16 protein-coding genes are annotated in these 17,619 nt (G+C 67.0%); 9 read left to right on the top strand and 7 right to left on the bottom strand.

From position 1 onward, the window contains the following. Window positions 1-6: 6 nt before the first annotated feature. The 5 genes from G6N23_RS20515 to G6N23_RS20495 form a co-directional block, all read right to left on the bottom strand. Window positions 7-765 carry an SDR family oxidoreductase gene (locus G6N23_RS20515; RefSeq protein ID WP_085260140.1) on the bottom strand — a complete coding sequence of 253 codons (759 nt, stop codon included), beginning with the start codon at window positions 763-765 and terminating at the stop codon, window positions 7-9. 65 nt (window positions 766-830) lie between these two features. Then, complete coding sequence (locus tag G6N23_RS20510) at window positions 831-989, bottom strand: hypothetical protein (RefSeq protein WP_157997557.1); 159 nt, start codon at window positions 987-989, stop codon at window positions 831-833. Then, window positions 986-1,483, bottom strand: a complete 498-nt coding sequence (locus G6N23_RS20505) for a YkgB family protein (RefSeq protein ID WP_085260141.1) — start codon at window positions 1,481-1,483, stop codon at window positions 986-988. Before G6N23_RS20505 ends, G6N23_RS20510 begins: the two co-directional genes overlap by 4 nt. A gap of 151 nt (window positions 1,484-1,634) precedes the next feature. Further along, on the bottom strand, window positions 1,635-2,102 hold the full coding sequence (locus G6N23_RS20500) for a DUF5709 domain-containing protein (protein ID WP_085260142.1): 468 nt from the start codon (window positions 2,100-2,102) through the stop codon (window positions 1,635-1,637). A gap of 159 nt (window positions 2,103-2,261) precedes the next feature. Beyond that, the gene (locus G6N23_RS20495) at window positions 2,262-4,238 is read right to left on the bottom strand and encodes a winged helix-turn-helix domain-containing protein (protein ID WP_234808548.1); all 1,977 of its coding nucleotides are present in this window, start codon (window positions 4,236-4,238) and stop codon (window positions 2,262-2,264) included. Window positions 4,239-4,909: 671 nt separating this feature from the next. On the opposite strand from G6N23_RS20495, the gene G6N23_RS20490 reads away from it, so the two are divergent. The 6 genes from G6N23_RS20490 to G6N23_RS20465 all read left to right on the top strand — a co-directional run bounded on the left by G6N23_RS20490 (window position 4,910) and on the right by G6N23_RS20465 (window position 11,264). Then, a complete protein-coding gene (locus tag G6N23_RS20490; RefSeq protein ID WP_085260144.1) occupies window positions 4,910-6,358 on the top strand; it encodes an MFS transporter in 1,449 nt (482 codons plus the stop codon). Between the two features lie 212 nt (window positions 6,359-6,570). Further along, complete coding sequence (locus G6N23_RS20485) at window positions 6,571-7,491, top strand: NADP-dependent oxidoreductase (RefSeq protein WP_085260145.1); 921 nt, start codon at window positions 6,571-6,573, stop codon at window positions 7,489-7,491. A gap of 41 nt (window positions 7,492-7,532) precedes the next feature. After that, window positions 7,533-7,967: a cupin domain-containing protein gene (locus tag G6N23_RS20480; RefSeq protein WP_085260146.1), complete on the top strand. Its 435-nt coding sequence runs from the start codon at window positions 7,533-7,535 to the stop codon at window positions 7,965-7,967. Window positions 7,968-8,005: 38 nt separating this feature from the next. After that, window positions 8,006-8,458 (top strand): hypothetical protein, encoded by a 453-nt coding sequence (locus G6N23_RS20475; protein WP_085260193.1) that lies wholly within the window; start codon window positions 8,006-8,008, stop codon window positions 8,456-8,458. Between the two features lie 328 nt (window positions 8,459-8,786). Next, window positions 8,787-9,440: a sigma-70 family RNA polymerase sigma factor gene (locus G6N23_RS20470; protein WP_372508889.1), complete on the top strand. Its 654-nt coding sequence runs from the start codon at window positions 8,787-8,789 to the stop codon at window positions 9,438-9,440. A gap of 324 nt (window positions 9,441-9,764) precedes the next feature. Then, complete coding sequence (locus tag G6N23_RS20465) at window positions 9,765-11,264, top strand: bifunctional phosphatase PAP2/diacylglycerol kinase family protein (protein WP_085260195.1); 1,500 nt, start codon at window positions 9,765-9,767, stop codon at window positions 11,262-11,264. A 7-nt stretch (window positions 11,265-11,271) separates the two neighbouring features. On the opposite strand, the gene G6N23_RS20460 is transcribed toward G6N23_RS20465, so the two are convergent. Next, window positions 11,272-12,651: an acyl-CoA dehydrogenase family protein gene (locus tag G6N23_RS20460; protein ID WP_085260148.1), complete on the bottom strand. Its 1,380-nt coding sequence runs from the start codon at window positions 12,649-12,651 to the stop codon at window positions 11,272-11,274. A gap of 129 nt (window positions 12,652-12,780) precedes the next feature. Next, window positions 12,781-13,761 (bottom strand): PE-PPE domain-containing protein, encoded by a 981-nt coding sequence (locus G6N23_RS20455; protein WP_085260149.1) that lies wholly within the window; start codon window positions 13,759-13,761, stop codon window positions 12,781-12,783. A gap of 224 nt (window positions 13,762-13,985) precedes the next feature. Between G6N23_RS20455 and G6N23_RS20450 the strand changes: the two genes are divergently transcribed. Genes G6N23_RS20450 through G6N23_RS20440 form a run of 3 tightly spaced genes read left to right on the top strand, consistent with a single transcriptional unit; the run spans window position 13,986 to window position 17,615 of the window. Next, complete coding sequence (locus G6N23_RS20450; protein ID WP_165758683.1) at window positions 13,986-14,966, top strand: PE-PPE domain-containing protein; 981 nt, start codon at window positions 13,986-13,988, stop codon at window positions 14,964-14,966. A 44-nt stretch (window positions 14,967-15,010) separates the two neighbouring features. After that, window positions 15,011-16,528: a serine hydrolase domain-containing protein gene (locus G6N23_RS20445; RefSeq protein ID WP_173675053.1), complete on the top strand. Its 1,518-nt coding sequence runs from the start codon at window positions 15,011-15,013 to the stop codon at window positions 16,526-16,528. Between the two features lie 58 nt (window positions 16,529-16,586). Continuing rightward, window positions 16,587-17,615: a CobW family GTP-binding protein gene (locus G6N23_RS20440; RefSeq protein ID WP_085260151.1), complete on the top strand. Its 1,029-nt coding sequence runs from the start codon at window positions 16,587-16,589 to the stop codon at window positions 17,613-17,615. Window positions 17,616-17,619 lie beyond the last annotated feature (4 nt).

Here is a 17,619-nt window from a genome sequence, read left to right as displayed (position 1 = left end):
TCGGCCCTAAGCGCTGTGGTCGGCGCGTGCGTCGAGCCAGTCGGAGTATCGGGTGCTGAAGATGGTGGCGTGCTCATCGGGGGCGAGACTGTGATCGTCGATCACCGCCCCGAAGTACGGTGCCCGGGCGTCGGCGACGACCCGGCGCCGATCACCGATGACAGCAAGGCCCTTGCGCGCAAAGTCGTCCATGGCGATCTTGTCGGGCCCGGCGATCTCGCTCACCGCGTTGCTCGGACGCGCAACGGCGGCGCGGGCCACGGCGGTAGCGACGTCGTCGGCGGCGATCGGCCGAAACACCGCCGGCGGCAACAGGACGATCTCGCCATCCGTCGCGGAATCGGCCAAGGCGACCGCGAACTCATAGAACGGTGTCGCCCGCACGATCGAATAGGGCCGGCCCGACTCCTTGATCAGCTTCTCCTGGGCCGCCTTTGCCGTGTTGTATCCACTGTCGGGCATGACCTCCGCACCGACCACAGACAATGCGACGTGGTGTCCGACTCCTGCTTCCCGCTCGGCAGCGAGGAGATTGGCGGTCGCGGTCGTGAAGAAGTGCATCACCGGCTCGTCGTCGAACAATGGTGAATCGGCCACGTCCACCAATACATCGGCGCCGGAGACGACGTCGGCCAGGCCCTCACCGGAGAGGGTGTCCACTCCTGTGCGACGTGACGCGGCGATCACGTCGTGTCGCTGTCCGCTGAGCGTGGACACCACCTTCGAGCCGATCAGCCCATGGCCGCCGATAACTACGATCTTCATGATGAGCCTTCCCCTGATTCGGTTGATCGGTGACTTCGCAGCCGCCATTCGGCTACCGAGGCCGCCTACAAGTTGATCGCATCCCCGGCCAGGGCGTGAAAGCATTCCTGCAGCCCTTCGCCCAGCGTGGGGATGGGTGTGGACGTTTCGCGCCGGCTCGGTGATCCGCCGGAGCCTGCGCCGAGGACGATCAGGTCGTAATGGTCACGGGATGGCGATGTCATCTCTGCGCTCGGGTTGCCTCTATGGCGTCCGCCAGCAGCCACAACGCTAAGCCGAGGAGTGCGATGTCCTTCATCAGGAACTCACCGTCGGCAGACAGAACGGGGAAACCACCGGCAGACGCCTCACCGGTGCCGGGCGTGGTGATCATGAAGCTCAGCGTGGTCACGAAGAACAGCGACGCGAATATGCCGCCCACCACCGCGGCCTTCGGCAACCACGGCTTGAGGGCCAGCAGGGTGGCGGTGATCAGCTCTACGGACCCGTTCAGCCGGCCGAAGGCGTCGACCGAGATGACGTGGTACATCCAACTCATGAGCGGGCTATTGGCCACCCAATGTGAAATACCCTGGGCTTCATACGAAGTGAACTTCATCGCACCGAACCAGGCGAGCACTGCGACCAGTCCGTACCGCGCGATGTATGCGGCCACACGGGTCGGTTGATCTTGTATGGGCGTGCCAATCAACAGTGGCGTGGCCCCCTCGTGTGACATCGGATCTCCATTCTGCGTGTAAAGGTGCTACCCACCATCGGTGCACGACGGGTGAGTTGTCCTCATCCCTGCTCGGAATTCACCCGGGTGAGGTGCCGACGAGTAGGCAGATTCGTGGTTGCGCCTTCTCCGAACACGCACGGTTGCCAGGTCATTGCAGCTCCCACCCCCAGCCGCGGACATCCTCGTCGGAAACGATGTGCATGGCGGCCTCTTCCGCCGAGGCGGCTCCGCCGTCAATGCCGACGTCGTGGGCGAGGTACTCCGCAGCCGGGTCCGTCGGGTCGAAGTCGAAGGAGACGAGCCGGCCTGCCCGCATGTCGCCGACCTGGTCGTCGATCGCCTCGCCATCGCTGTCGGCGCTATCACCGATGCCATCGCCGTCCCACTGGTCGGTCACCTCGGGCAGCTCACGGGCAAGTCGGCGCGCCAGGCTTTCATGGGTTCGCGCTTCCCGGGCGGTGAGTCCCCAGGCCTGAAGTTCACGCGGGCGTTCCGGGGGTGAGTAGCCTTCGTCCAGGTCGATGCCCGTCTGTTCCGAATCCGTGCTTTCCTCCGGTTCGAGCAGATGAGCCTGCACGTCGTCGAACTCAGACATATCCATCGGCGCTACCTCCATATCCGCAACCGCGAGGCCCTTGCGTGTTGGCGCCGCCGCGCACTCGGCTCTCCGCTATGAGGGTGCCGCCGGACGGGGTGAGTCGTCATCACCCCCGCGGTCCGTTCGCCCGGGTGATTGAGATGAGCATCGGCACCTGGCGGTGGTCAGACCGGCGAACTACAACAGACCGAGCTCGCGCGCTCGACTGACCGCCGCGCCGCGGCGCTCGACGCCGAGCTTGCGATACACGGCACGCTGGTGGGTCTTGACCGTATTGAGCGAGATGTAGAGCCGCACACCGATCTCCCGCCGCGACAGCCGGGTGGCGAGCAGGCGAAGGACCTCGAGTTCCTTGGGGGTCAGCTCCTCACCGACCGCGCAGCCCGCGTTACGGGAGCTCACCGCGAGTCCCGCCCTCCGCTCGGCCGAAGCGAGCGCGGCCGACGCTGTGCCGGCATCGGTGCAACCGCGCACCAGCGTGCGGGCCTCTTGGAGGATGACTTTCGCGGACTGGTGGTCGCCGAGATACTCGAAGACCTCCGCTTTGACCAGCAGCGCTTTAGCCACCTCGAGGGCCGCCCCGCCCTGGCGGGCCGACAGGAGTGCCATATCGGCGGCGGTTACCGCGGCCGTCCCGTCACCGCGCATGGCTAGCAGGCGGGCCACGGCAAGTGAGACCATCGCGTCGACCAGGTGCTCCCCGTCCGCCAGGTCCCGAGCGCTGCCGGAAGCGCGGCGGATCTGACGTTCGGCATCAGCGGGCTGACCGTCTTCGGCCGAGATCAGCGCCGAATAGCCCAATGAGTAGCTACGGGCACGACGATCACCCGCCTTCTCGGAAACCTGCGCTGCCAGTCGGAAAGCCGCCTGCGCTTCGTCAGTGCTACCCGAAAAGTACAGCGCGGACCCATAGATGCTGTGAGCGCTTGGTCGGGCCAGCGGGGCGTCGCCGAGATCCAGTTCGATCGCCCGGCGAGCCCCTTCGAGCGCGGCCGTGACGTCAGCCGCCTTGAACGCGTGAACCGCCCGTAGCACCACGACTTGAGCGCTGAGGGCGCCGTCATCGGCCGAGGCCGCGGCCTCTACCGCGTCGATCCACTCGGCGCCGTCGTCGAGGTGACCCGTGCTCAGGGCAAGCCAGGCCCGGGCCACGCTCAGCCGCGGGTCCTGTAGGACCGTCCCGTCGGGAAGCAGATCGAGCCAGCCGGCGACGGTCGAAAGCCCGCCCCCGTTGAACTCATTGACCCAGTCGTCGGCGATCAAATCCGCGCCGCGGGTGATCTCGCCGGCAGCGACCAGGTGCCGCACCGCTTCATCGACGAGGCCCTCGGTCTCGAACCAGTTCGCGGCGCGCCGGTGCAAGTCGGCGACGAGATCGGGTTCAAGGCGATGCAACTCCGCCCGCAGCAAATCTCCGAACAGCTGGTGATAGCGATACCAGCAACGCGACATGTCCAACGGCACCACAAACAAGTTCTCGCGCTCGATCTTCTCCAGGACCGAGGCCGAACCCGACGTCTGCAGGATCGCGTCGCACAGTGCACCGCTGAGGCGTCCCAGGACCGAGGTGCGGAGCAGAAAGCTGCGCAGTTGCGGAGGCTGACCCTCGAGCACCTCGGCCATCAGATAGTCGACGATATGCCGGTTATCGCCGGCGAAGTTCTTGATGAACGCGGCGGAATCAGCGCGCCCGACAAGTGAGAGTGCGGCAAGGTAGAGTCCGGCAACCCAGCCTTCCGTGCGCCGGTGCAGCAGGTGGATATCGGCGTCGGGCAGGTCCAGCCCGAGCATCTCGTTGAGTAGATGGTTCGCCTCGGCAGCCCCGAACCGCAGATCGTCGGCCCGCACCTCGGCGAGATCGCCGCTGGCCCTCAGTCGAGCCAACGGCAGATTCGGGTCGGATCGGGAGGCCACTACCAGCTGGAGATTCGCCGGCATCCGGCTGATGACGAAGGACAACTGCTCGTGAACCGCTCGGTTCGACACCAGGTGGTAATCGTCGAGAATGAGCACGATCGGGTCAGGGACCGCCTCCAGATCGTTCAGCAGGGTGGGCAGGACGACCTGAACGGCATCGGCGCCCATCGCCAGGAGTTCGACCGCACGAGTCCCGACGTCGGAACTGATCTTCTGCAGCGCGGCGACCACGTACATCCAGAACCACACCGGGTCGTTGTCGGAGGGATCAAGCGACAGCCAGCCGAACCGCTGGTTCCTGCCCGCCTCCGCGGCCCACTGGGCGAGCAATGTCGTCTTGCCCCAGCCTGCCGGCGCACTCAACAACGTGAGCTTACGGCGGTGTCCTGCCGACAGCGCACCGAGCAGCGCAGCCCGGTGGACCAACCGCGACCCCGCGGTCGGGACATGCACTTTGGTGTCGAGCAGGACTGCTCGGGCGGCTTCTCCGGGATCGCCGTCGTTGTGTTCGGTTGGGTCGGTCACGTCCGAACTCCTCGAATCCGTTGAACCCAAGGGCAAGACCGCAAGACCGGCATTGCGGCACCGTTCGTGGGCGGCATCTCGACAGCCCCGTTGTTCTCTACCGGCCCCCGCACGCTGGTTCTGCGACATCCCCCGGTGCGGACACCGGCGATACCCGGGGTGTCGTCCCCTGTTCTCGTCGTCGCCGGCGCTGGCAGTCAGTGTAGGCGCACCCCCCGCCCCACTCGCAGCAAATCCCGACGGCGACGCTCGGCAACTCACCCGGGTGAATCAGGTGTCGGGGTGATGACGACGCACGCCGCGTAGGTGGAAGCTGCCCTGAGCGGCCGGCGGTCGAACCACCGACCCGCCGGCGACGGAAGGCCTGAGAAGAGACGGCACTGATGAGCACGTTGCGTGACTCGGCACCCACCAGCCGTGCGATGACGGTCGCAGTGTTGGTGTCCATGGTCGCGTTCCTCGACTCCACCGTGATCAACCTGGCCTTACCGGCCATCGAGCGTGATATCGGTGGCGGCCTGGCTCTGCAGCAATGGATCATCGACGGGTACCTGCTGACGATGGCGGCGGCGATTCTGCCCGGCGGGTCGATCTCGGATGTGTTCGGACGTGTTCCGGTAATACGGTTCGGGCTGTTGGCTTTCGGGGCGGGCTTGGTGATGGCTGCCGCCGCTGCTTCACCGGCGATGCTGATCACCGCGCGCCTGATTCAGGGGTTGGGAGCGGCGTTCCTGGTTCCGGGCTCGCTGGCCCTGATCGACACGGTGTTTGACAAAGCGCGCCAGTCTGAGGCGATCGGGGTATGGACCGGATGGACGGGAACCGCCTTTGCGCTGGGGCCCCTGCTGGGCGGAATGGCCGTTGATCTCCTGGGCTGGCGTTGGATTTTCGTGTTGTCAGCGGCCCCCGTGGCGATCGGCTATGCGCTGACGTTCTGGCTCTGCCCGATGCCGGGGCGGGTTCCGGGCGCCCGTATCGACATCGCCGGGATGTGCCTGTCGGCGCTGGGACTGGCGGCGATCGTGTATGCGCTCATCGAATCGCAGCACTACGGATGGACCGACCCGATGGTCGTCACACCATCGGTAATCGGGATTGCGGCGCTGGCCGGTTTTGTGAAGGGACAACGGCGCAGCGCTTCTCCGATGCTTCCCTTGCCGCTGTTCGCCTTTCGCAACTTCGCTGCCACCAACCTCGCCACCGCGTTTGTCTACGGGGCGTTGGTCCTGGGCTCGCTTGCCATCGTCCTGTACACCCAAGAGATCGGCGGGTACTCAGCCACCGCGACCGGCGTTGCCACTCTGCCGATCCCGGCACTGTCCTTCGTGTTCGCCCGTCATGTCGGCCTTGTCGCCGAGCGGGTGGGTCCTCGGGTGTTTCTGATCGGCGGCCCGACCTTGGCGGGCATCGGGCTATTGCTGATTCATCCGAAAGCCGCTGGATTTCACGCAATCACCGACCTGCTTCCCGGGATGATCGTGCTGGCGGCCGGGCTTGTCGCGACCATCACGCCGCTGACCTCGGTGGCGCTGGCCTCGGTGCCGGCCGAATACGGCGGTTTGGCGTCGGCGATCAACAACGCCGTCTCACGACTGGCGGCGCTGATGGCGGTCGCATCCATGGGCCTGATCGGTGCGGGTACGGTGAGCGCCGCCGGGTTCGCCCACGTGTTGGAGGCGAGCGCCGCGCTGTTCGGCCTCGGCGCGTTGTGCGCTGCGCTCTGGATAACCAATCCGCCTGCCGGGTACCGCCCGGTGCCTTGCGACGTCGCGGCGCTGTGCCGCGACCGCCCGGGTGTGCAACCGGCCCTGACCGCCGGGCCCGCCCGCTGACGCCCTCGAATTCACCCGGGTGAACCACACCGCGGGGTGATGACGACTCACCCCGCACCGGTAAATGCTGGCTCGACAGATGGCGAACGCAGGTAGCCGCATCAGGTGTCCAGGCGAGCGGCTTGACCACAGCAGCCGCGGCGGCACAAGCGATGCCGAGCCATCAACGTCGACGAGTCGTTCAAGGTCAACAACTTCAGGGAGGATCTGCCATGCAAGCCATCACTGTGAAGGACCGCGACGCCGGCGTTGCCGGATTGACGCTGACCGACATGCCCTATCCCGAGGCGGCCGACAGCGAGGTCATCGTGCGGGTACACGCCGCGGGTTTCACCCCCGGTGAGCTCGAGTGGCCGCACACCTGGACCGACCGCGCCGGTCGTGACCGGACACCGAGCATTCCAGGCCATGAACTGTCCGGTGTCGTGGTCGAGTTGGGCTACGGGACCACCGGCTTGGGCATAGGCCAACGGGTATTCGGCCTCACCGACTGGGCCCGCAACGGATCACTCGCGGAGTACACCGCTGTCGAAGCCCGTAACCTCGCGCCGCTGCCGGTCGACATCGACCACACCGTGGCAGCGGCCCTGCCGATCTCCGGATTGGCCGCCTGGCAGGGCCTGTTCGATCACGGCCGTCTGGCGGCGGGGCAAACAGTCCTGGTCCATGGCGCCGCGGGGGGCGTTGGGTCGGTTGCGGTGCAACTCGCTCGCGAGGTGGGCGCACACGTCATCGGCACCGGCCGTACCGCGGATCGCGAGCGGGCGCTTTCGCTCGGCGCCCATGACTTTCTCGACTTGGAGAACGAAAACCTCGACGACGCCGGCGAAGTCGACGTGGTGTTCGACGTGATCGGCGGAGAGATCCTCGCCCGCTCGGCCGCTCTGGTTCGCGCCGGCGGAACGCTCGTCACCATCGCCGAACCGCCCGAGACCCGGCCGAAGGACGGGCGGGCCATCTTCTTCCTTGTCGAAGCCGATCGCGCCAGGCTTTCAGACCTCGCCGCGCGGGTACGCGATGGGCGCCTCACACCGGTGGTGGGTGCCGTGCTGCCACTCACCGAAACCCCCGCCGCATTCGCGCCCGAAAAGCGCATCCACGGCAAGACCATCCTGCGCGTCGTCCAAGACTGAAAAGGAACCTGATCGTGACTGTGATGCGAGTCGGCAGCACAATGGGCCGAACAGTCGGACTTGCCGTCCTGATCGCCGGCACGCTGGTCACGCCGGTGACTCGGGCCGACCCGGCTCCGCAGAGCCCAGAGGAACAACCCGTGGTGCGCACGGTTTTCGATCGCCCCACCAACGTTGCGGGCAAATCGCTCGAAGCAGTGACGGTCAGCTATCCGCCCGGGGCGAAGAGTGCGGGTCACCACCACGCGGGATCGGCGTTCATCATGGCTTACGTGATCTCCGGCGCGGTCCGGAGTCAACTCGAGGGCGAACCCGCTCACGTTTATCAGGCCGGCGAGACGTGGAGTGAATCGCCCGGGGCGCACCACACCGTCAGCGAGAACGCCAGCGCCACCGAACCCGCGGAATTGCTCGCGGTCTTTCTGGTCGATACCGGCGACCGCCCGCTCACCACGGACGACTCGACGCAAAGATGAGTGACCGCGCCGGGGGTGGAACTTCGTTGCGAGTGCACGTGCATAGACCCGATTCGATCGGAGTTGTCCGGCTGGCACTGCGCGTGTCACTCGCGGCGGCCTTTCTGTCTGCCGTCGCCGACAGATTCGGCCTTTGGGAGCTGTTCGGGCAAGGCAATTGGGGAAGCATGGGCCCTTTCACCGACTACACGCATGAGCTTGTCCCCTTCGCCTCCGGATCGCTATTGACCGTCATCGCGTGGGCTGCCACGTTCACCGAAGCGATCCTGGGCCTGCTGCTCCTGGCCGGCGCCTGGCCGCAACTCGTCGGTGGAGCAACGTGTTTGGTGCTCACCATATTTGGAACGGCTATGGCGCTGTCGGCCGGCTTCGAGGCCCCGCTCAGCTACAGCGTCTTCTCCGCAGCGAGCGCGGCCGCGGCCTACGCGGTACTCGGCGGGGCATCGTCGCCCGGCGGCACGGCTGAAGCCTCCCGCCGGGGGCGCGCCTGAAGCTCACCCAGGTGAATTGACCTGCCGGGTGATGACCGCTCACCCCGCAGCGGTGAATGCTGGCGAGCAGATGAGGATCGGAGAGACCGATGGAGCCTACGAGGTACCGGATCTGCGTCCGGGGTCGCGTCTCGGAGCGACTCGGGTCGGCGTTCGAAGGGATGCAACTGGAGTCCGGTGCGACGGAGACGGGATTCTTTGGCGAAATCCGCGACCAGTCACAGCTGTTCGGTCTTCTCGACCGGGTCCGGGATCTGGGGCTCGAACTCGTCAGTGTGCAACCGCAACCGGCGGCCGACCCGCCGATCGCTATCAGGGAGGCGACGAGTTGACCGGAAATTCACTGTGTCAACCGGAGCCGGCAGTACGGGAACCGGACGCTGCTGGATGCGGAGATACCAGAACGGCTCCGGTGGTCGGCGCGGAGTTTGAACGCGATGTGGTCCCACTGTTTGATCTGCTCTACCGGCATGCTTTTCGGATGACCTCCAACCATGCCGATGCGGAGGATCTGCTGCAGGAGACGGCAATCAAAGCCTACGCGGGCCTGAACTCATTCCTGCCGGGGACCAACCTCAAGGCATGGCTGTTCCGGATCATGATCAACACCTATATCGGTGACTACCGAAAGAAAAAGCGCCAACCCGTGCACGTTTCGGCAGAGGTGATCACCGGGCGACGACTGGTCAGTGCCGCCGGCCGGCCGGCGGCGTTACGGTCAGCCGAAGATTTGGCGCTCGACCTACTACCGGACCCGCAGATAAAGGCGGCGATGGAAGACCTACCGGAGCAGTTTCGGGTGGCCGTCTACTTTGCCGACATCGTGGGATATTCCTACAAGGAGATCGCCGCGATGCTGGACATCCGGCAAGGAACGGTGAGTTCAAGGATCAACCGCGGCCGCCGCCAGCTGCGCGACCTGCTGGCCGACTCACGCGGCGCGCGGCGAAGTTCGGGGACCCGACGTCGCGGGATTGACTAGGCGCCTGTCGACAAAAACAGTGCCAGGGTCAATAGCACGACGCACGCGACGCACGTCCAGACTCCCAGGGCCGCTGACGCCATAGTTCTGTTCCAATCTGTGGTGAGTTTCTGGGCGACGGCCGCGCCGCGCGGTCTGCGCAGGTGGACGGCCATGCCGCGATCGCCCCTAAGTTAGCCGCACGGCTTCGTCGGCGTCAACAAGGCGGTCCGGCTGCGAAAGCCGTGCCGACGTTGCCGGCTGTGCGTTTCCCCGCCGGTAAACGGGTATAGGGCTACCGCACGGCACCTGCAGTGGCGCCGGATGGACGGAGGTGGGCAGGTGATGACGCCATTGCGGCGCCGACGTACCGGGTTCGTTCGCATCACCGAAGGCCTCGGCAAGCTCGACGCCGAGGTGTTCACGGCGATTGCGCACTCCCCCAGCCGGCTGCTCGACACCACGATGCCGGCACTGACCCGCGCCGCCGACCACTCGAAACTCTGGCTTGCGCTGGCGGCGGCCATGGCCATGACCGGCCGCCCGGCGGCCCAGCGCGCCGCCGCGCGCGGAGTGGTCAGCCTGGCGGTCACCAGCCTGGTGACCAACCAGCTGGTCAAGCGGATCCGGCCCCGCGCGCGCCCCGACATCATGCTGGTACCCCTGCTACGCCGCGCTCACCGGCTGCCGCTGTCGAACTCGTTGCCGTCCGGCCACTCCGCCAGCGCGGCAGCCTTCGCCACCGGGGTGGGATTGGAGAGCCCCCTGCTGGGCCTGCCCGTTGCCGGGCTGGCCGGTCTGGTCGGCCTGTCCCGGGTCGCCACCGGCGCCCACTACCCCGGCGATGTGCTCGCCGGGCTGGGTATCGGTGCCTCGATCGCGGTGTTCGGGGCCCGACTGGTACCGCCGATCGCGTCCCCGCCGCCGCCGCACACCACCGCCCTGCGGGTCGCCTGCCCCGCGCGTCCCGACGGCGCCGGCGTGACATTGGTGGTCAACACCCGGTCCGGCGGCGGGAGCGCCGGTGAGGTCGCCGAGCAGGTGCGCCACGCGCTGCCGGCCGTCGCCGTCGTCGAACTCGGCCCCGACGACGACGTGGCCGAAGCCCTGCGCCGGGCGGCCGACTCCGCTGAGGTGCTCGCGATCGCCGGCGGTGACGGGTCGGTGGCAGCGGCGGCCGGCGTCGCGGTGGAACGCGGTCTGCCGCTGGCGGTGTTTCCCGGCGGCACGCTGAATCACTTCGCCAAGGACATCGGCTGCGACGCCACCGCGAAAACCGTCCGGGCCATTGCCGAAGGCAGCCTGTCGCGGGTGGACGTGGTGCGGTTCAACGATGAGACGACCGTGGTCAACACGGCCAGCATCGGCGCTTACCCGACGTTCGTTCGCCGTCGGGAGCGGTTGGAGCACAAGCTCGGCAAGCCGCTGGCCAGCGCCTACGCCATGTTGATGACGCTGCGCCGGGAACGGCCGGTGCGCATCTCCTACGACGGCAAGACCCTGCAGACGTCGCTGTTCTTCCTCGGCAACTCGGAGTATCTGCCGGCCGGTTTCGCTCCGGCCGTACGGCACCGGATGGACGACGGGCTGTTGGACGTGCGGATCCTGGAAGCCGGCCGGCCGTGGTCCACGCTGCGGATCCTCGCGGCCCTGCTGACCGGGCGGCTGCAGCGCAGCCGGCTTTATCACGAGCTTCGGGTTCCGCAATTCCGGTTCACCAGCACCGAGGGTCCGGTCCCGATCGCGTGCGACGGGGAAGTCGACAACGCGTGCACGGAGGCGGAGTTCACCGTGTGCTACCGCGCGTTGCAGGTGTTTCGGCCGATGCCCTCGGGCGCGCGCTGATGATCGGTTATTTCGGTGGCCGCAGTATTTTCATGGCTGCCCGCAGCACCGGCGCGGGGACGCGGTCCTGCATTGCCAGCGCTCGGGCGGCTGCCCGGGTGCGCAGCGGCGTGCCGCGACCGAACATCCGGTTCAGCGGTCCGCCGGACGGCTCGATCTCGACGTGCAGTGGCGGAGTGCCGACCGCGGCGCCCAGCGCCTGGGCGATCACCATCCGCTGAATCTCGCTGGTGCCTTCGAAGATGGTGTACAGCTTGGCGTCTCGGTACCACTTCTCCACCGGGTGGTCGGTGATGTAGCCCCATCCGCCCAGGGTCTGCACGGCTCGCTCGGTGACTCGCACCGCCACCTCGCTGGCGGCCAGCTTGGCCATCGATCCCTCGCCGCGGCTGAACGCGATCCCGCTGGCCGCCATCCACGACGCCCGCCAGGTCAGCAGCCGCGCGGCGTCGATCGCGGTGGCCAGCTCGGCCAGCGGGAACGCGATGCCCTGGTTGTCGATGATCGGGCCGCCGAAGGCCTCCCGGCGGGTGGCGTAGTCGGTCGCGTATTCCAGTGCGGCGCGGGCGATGCCGATCGCCTGGGCGGCGACCATCGGCCGGGTCTGTTCGAAGGTGCCCAGTGTTGCCGAACCGGATGGCGCGGCGCCGGAAAGGACTTCGCGGGCTTTGGCGAGTTTGTGGTCGAGCTTGTCCTGACCGCCGAGCAGATTGTCCGCCGGGACGCGGACCCCGTCGAACCGCAGTTCGGCGGTGTGGGACGCCCGGCAGCCCAGCTTGTCGAGTTTGCGGACCAATTCCAGGCCCGGGATGCCGCCGGGCACGATGAACAGCGCCTGACCGCGGTGGCCCAGTTCCGGGTCCACGACGGCGTTGACCACGTGCACGTTGGCGATGCCGCCGTTGCCGATCCACATCTTGTGGCCGTCGATGATCCAGTCGTCGCCGTCGCGGCGGGCGGTGGTGCGCAGGTTACGGACGTCGCTGCCGCCTTCGGGCTCGGAGATCGCCAGGGCCGCGAGTTTGAGATCGCCCGGCGTACCGAAACATTCCGGTGCCCACTGCAGCATCTGTTCGGCGGTGGCGGCCTGCCCGATCGCCGACAGCGCCAACGCCGGCATCACGATCGCGAGCCCGATGCCGGCGCAGCCCCAGAACAGCTCTTCCATGAACATCGGCAACGACAGCCCCGTCGAGTCGCCGATCAGGTCGCGGTAGAACAACGGGCTGTAGAAGCCCTGCACGGCGGCCTCCTCCAGGACCGGCCAGGGGAAGTCTTGGCGCTGGTCGTAGTCGAGTGCGACCGGCCGGATCACCGACTCGGCGAATTGGTGGATGCGACGGGCAAGGTCGTGCTGAGCCGCCGTCGGCGTGAGGTCGAAGCCCATGGACCGGTCCCCTAAGCCGTCAAGGTCGGCGTCCACATCGCCGGCCCGAACACCTGGGATTACCGCTTCGTCGAGGCGTCAAACGCATCGAACGCGCCCGGCCGGGCGGGAGCGCCCGGCCCGGATCGCTCAGGCCGCCGGGAACCAGTAGTCAAGCGTGTCTTCGACCCCACCCCAGTCGATGCCCATCCAGTCGGTGAAGAAGCTCTCGATGTTGCCGAACGCGTTGTAGACAAAGGCCACAATCGAATTGAACAGGGCGTCAAACCCGGCGCTGTCGAGCAATCCGTTGCCGAACGCGTTGAGCCAGGTACTGAATTGGTCGATGTCACCGGAGATGTCGATGTTGGTGATCATGCCGTCGTCGGTCCCGGTGTGGTCGGCGACCTGATCCGGGGTGAGCCCCAGATACATGACGTGCTCGTAGAACAGGCCAAGCACGGAGTTGGAGCTGGCGTCGGCGACGGGATCACCCGGGAAGGTGTAGATGGTTGTCGGGAACGCGTCGTTGGGGGTCTGGTTGCCGTTCAGTATCGGCATGTCGAAGAGCCGGTCCCAGAGTGTGTCGCTCGTGTTATTCGGCCAGGAGCCGTTCGCATCGGACGGGTCGCCGATGAACACGAAGTGCAGCGCCTGCGGGTCGACGCCGTCGTGGGCCAGCTGCGCCATGGCGATCGAACCGGCCGTGGCGCCCTGCGAGTAACCGAACACCCACAGCGGGTTATCGGCGTCGTAGGCGCTCGGGTTGGCATCGAGTTCGGCGTGTACGGCGCGGACGATCTCGGCCGCCCCGACGAAACTGCTGTGGCCCTGCAGGATGAGCTGCGGGGTGGTCAGCACCTGCAACGGGGAATCGCAGTCGCCGACGCCGATCACGCACACCGTCGGATCGTCTCCGGCGTCGAATCCCAGTGGCTGCAGGAACAGGTCGGCTGCGGTCTGAGCGAACGTCGCTGACGGCGTCGGCAGCATGGTTCCGCCGACGAAGATCGCGGTGTCGGACAGCAGGGTGAAACGTGCGAGCGTCGTGTGGATGGCCGGAGTTCCGGCGACGCCGGCGGCGATGACGCTGGCAGCGGCGATGGGAGCGAAAGCTTTGGTTACGTTCATTCCGACACACCTAGGGCTTATGTAAGAGCTGGGTCGACCGAACTGGAAGAGCTGATAATGCCATTCTCGTGGGAGGAGAGTCAATGAAGATGCCGCGGTGTGCCCGCTGGCCAGCACCATTCTCGCTGACCGTCCATTGACTTCCGCCGAGCGCGCCTGCCATGATCGCCCTCAGGTAATTTTTAGTTTCCGATAGCCGGTAGGCCGGTGGTGGAGGAACTCCCGTGATACTGACCAAGGCCTTCGCCCCGATCGCGATCGCCGGCACCGTGGCAGGCGGCGTGTACGCCGCTCCGGCGGCACACGCCACGCAGATCGACGTGAGCCTGCTTGCCGGCACGGCGTTCTTCGTCGGCCCGACGATCTTGTCGACGCCGTCGCCGACATTCGCCCAGACCGCGGCCGACCTCTTCCTGCAACCCTTGGGCTTCGACGGCGGCGACGACCCGGCCTCGTGCGTGGTCGGCGCCGACGTGTGCGACGCGCCGCTGCGGATCCTGTCGACTCCGGCCCTCATCCAGCAGGGCCACAGCAGTTTCGTCGGCGCAGCCGAGATCGTGCGGGCGGTGCACGCCGAGCTCAACGCAAACCCGGACGCCTACGACGCCGAGAACCCGCTGTTTGTGTTCGGGTGGTCGCAGGGCGCCACAGCCGGTTCGATCGCCATGGCCCAGCTGGCCCACGACGGCGTCGATCCGAATGTGCTGCATTTCGTGTTCATCGGCAATCCGGTCGGGGCGGACACCGCGTCGCCGGATACGGGTGGCGGCTCATCTCCCGACTTCTTCGACACCGCCCTGCTCAACGGCGTCCAGACCCCGAACGACGCGTTCGCGGTAACCGACTACACGATCCCCGGCGACCCGGTCACCGACCCGACGTCCACCTCCGAGTTGGGTTTGTTCTACGAGCACATGATGTATCTGGGTCTCACGCCCGACCAGGTGGCCGACCACGTGGCGACCACCGACGGGATGATCACCGACATCGACATCGCCGGTGATTTCGACCAGTTCGGTGCCTGGCTCAACGCGTGGCCGCACGGGCTGGTCGACAGCGGCTGGTGGGAAGGCCTGTTCTACTCGGTGGTGGCCTTCTTCTACAGCGCCTTCGGCAACATCGAGAACTTCTTCGGCGACTGGATGGGCATCCCCTGGAGCGGGGTCGAGGACACCCTCGACTTCTGGTTCCCGGCGGACGGCTAGCGCGTCGGTCGTGGCACTCCTGACAGCTCGTTACCGTCGATGCTGTGACAGTGTCGAGATCGCGCATCACCCGGTCCTGCGCCGTGGGAGTCGTCGCGTTCGCGCTGGCGACGGCCCCGTCGTGTAGCCACCCGGCGCCCCCGCCACCGCCGGCCGGCATTCCGTCCGCCACGGTGCCCGTCACAGCTCGTGAGGATGTGCCCCACCTACCTCGCGAGGAGCTGGTCGCGCCGGTTTCTGCGCTGATGAACGACGCGATCGCGGTTCCCCGACTGCCGGGTGCGGTGGTCCGGATCGGGCACGCCGGCACGATCGCCTTCAGCCGGGCCTTCGGCGCGCGCAAACTCGACGGCGAACCCGGGCTCGACGGCTCGCCCTCGCCGGCCGAACCGATGACCGAGGACACGATCTTCGACATCGCGTCGTTGACGAAGTGCCTCGCGACGGCCGTCGCCGTCTTGCAGCTGTACGAACAGGGCCGGGTCGAGATCGACGAACCGGTGCAGACCTACCTGCCGGAGTTCAACGAGGCAGGCGACCCCCGACGCGCCCAGGTGACATTACGCATGCTGCTCACCCACACCTCGGGCATCGGGGGCGATCTGAGCCACCAGGGCCCGTGGGGCCTGAGCGAGGCCGACAAGGCCGGCGGTGTTCAGCGCGCACTGACCGCACCGCTGGAATTCGGCCCCGGCGAGATATTCCACTACTCGGACATCGGCTTCATCATCCTGGGCACGCTGGTCGAGACGGTGACCGGCCAACCGTTGGACACCTACGTGCAGGACAACATCTTTGCTCCGCTGGGCATGACCGACACCCGTTACCTTCCCGCCGCCAAAGCCTGTGGACCCCACCAGATCCGCGGTACTGCCATCGCATGGGACGCGAGCGCATCCCCGGACGGCGAGTGCCCGGCGGGCAGCTGGAGCACCGACCTGTTGGCCAGCATCGCTCCGACGGCACATGACGAAGACACCCCCGGGATCAACCCCGACTACGACCAACTGCTGCGCGGCGCCGTGCAGGACCCGACGGCGCGGCGCATGGGAGGGGTGGCCGGCAGCGCTGGAGTGTTCTCGACCGCCGGCGATATCGGCAGGTACGCCCAGGCGTTACTCGATCGGCTCGCGGGGCGCCCGAGCCCGTTTCCGCTGCGGCGATCGACCCTGGAGTTGATGACGACTCCCCAGCAACCCGGGCACGAAGGCACACAGGTCGCGGCCGCGAACGCCGCTGCGCAACAAGCGAATGCAACCACGCCCAATACGATCGATCCACTGCTGGCCGCGAACTACCCGGCGATCAGCGGCCAGGATCTCCGAGGCTTCGGCTGGGACATCGATACGCCGCACTCCCGGCCGCGCGGGTTGATCTTTCCGATCGGCAGCTTCGGGCACACCGGGTTCACCGGCGTGACGCTGTGGATCGACCCGGGCTCGGACACCTATGTGATCGTTCTCGCGAACGTCATCCATCAGCGTGGCGGCCCGCCCATCGCCGGGCTCAGCGGCGATGTGGCCACCGTGACCGGCCGGGCGCTGCATCTGTACGGCAACTGAAGTGCCGGCTTGCACCCCGCGGTCACGCACTGGCGCGGGTACCGCCGATAATGGCCGGGTGGCCGACCGCAACACGCCCGCCATCCCCGTCATCGCGCTGACGGGGTATCTCGGGGCGGGCAAGACCACACTGCTCAACCATGTGCTGCGCGCACCGGGTGCACGAATCGGGGTCGTTATCAACGACTTCGGCGAACTCAACGTCGACGCCGGCCTGGTCACGGGCCAGGTCGATGAGCCGGTGTCCATCGCCGGAGGATGTATCTGCTGTCTGCCCGACGAGGGCGGGCTCGATGATGCGCTGGAGAAGCTGGCCGACCCGAAGCTGGCGCTCGACGCGATCATCATCGAGGCCAGTGGGGTGGCCGAACCCAGCGCGATATCCCGCATGATTCGGTTCAGCGGAGTGGAGCGGATACGCCACGGTGGTGTTGTCGACGTCATCGACGCGGCGGAACACTTCGACACCGTCGACACCGGGAACGCTCCCCCGCTGCGCTACGGCGCGGCCTCTCTGGTCGTGGTCAACAAGTTGGATCGGATCGCCGGGCACGCCCGCTCAGAGGCCCTTGCCCGGGTGGAAGCCCGTGTGCGCGAACTGAACCCCGACGCCTACGTGGTAGGCGCGGTGGCTGGACGCGTGGACCCCCGATTGCTCTACGACGTCAGCGACGGCGGGGAGTCCGGGCAGATGTCGTTTCGGGAGCTGCTTCTCGACGAGGCTGTTGGCGGTCACGATGAGCACCACGACCATGTGCACGCCACGGCGGTCACCGTCGGGGGTGACGGCGCCGTTGACCCCGGACCGCTCATCGACCTGCTGGAGCAGCCGCCGCAAGGCGTCTACCGGATCAAAGGCACCGTCGCGATCGGCAAGCGTCACTACCTGGTCAACGTCGTCGGCACGTCGGTGCACGTGGCGACCGCGCCTGCGAGCTCAGGGGACAGCCATCTCGTCGCGATCGGCACGCACCTCGACACCGAGGACGTTCGCGCGCGGCTCGAGGAAGTGCTGCGCCCGGCCCGGGAGAAGGTGGCCGCCGCCGGGATGCGGCGGTTGCAGCGGCTGCGGCGGGCCAGCATCTAGGTCT

The sequence above is a fragment of the Mycolicibacter terrae genome, from assembly GCF_010727125.1.
Classification (GTDB): domain Bacteria; phylum Actinomycetota; class Actinomycetes; order Mycobacteriales; family Mycobacteriaceae; genus Mycobacterium; species Mycobacterium terrae.
The sequence above is the reverse complement of the archived record's forward strand: the minus strand, read 5'-3'. Positions and strand labels throughout refer to the sequence as shown.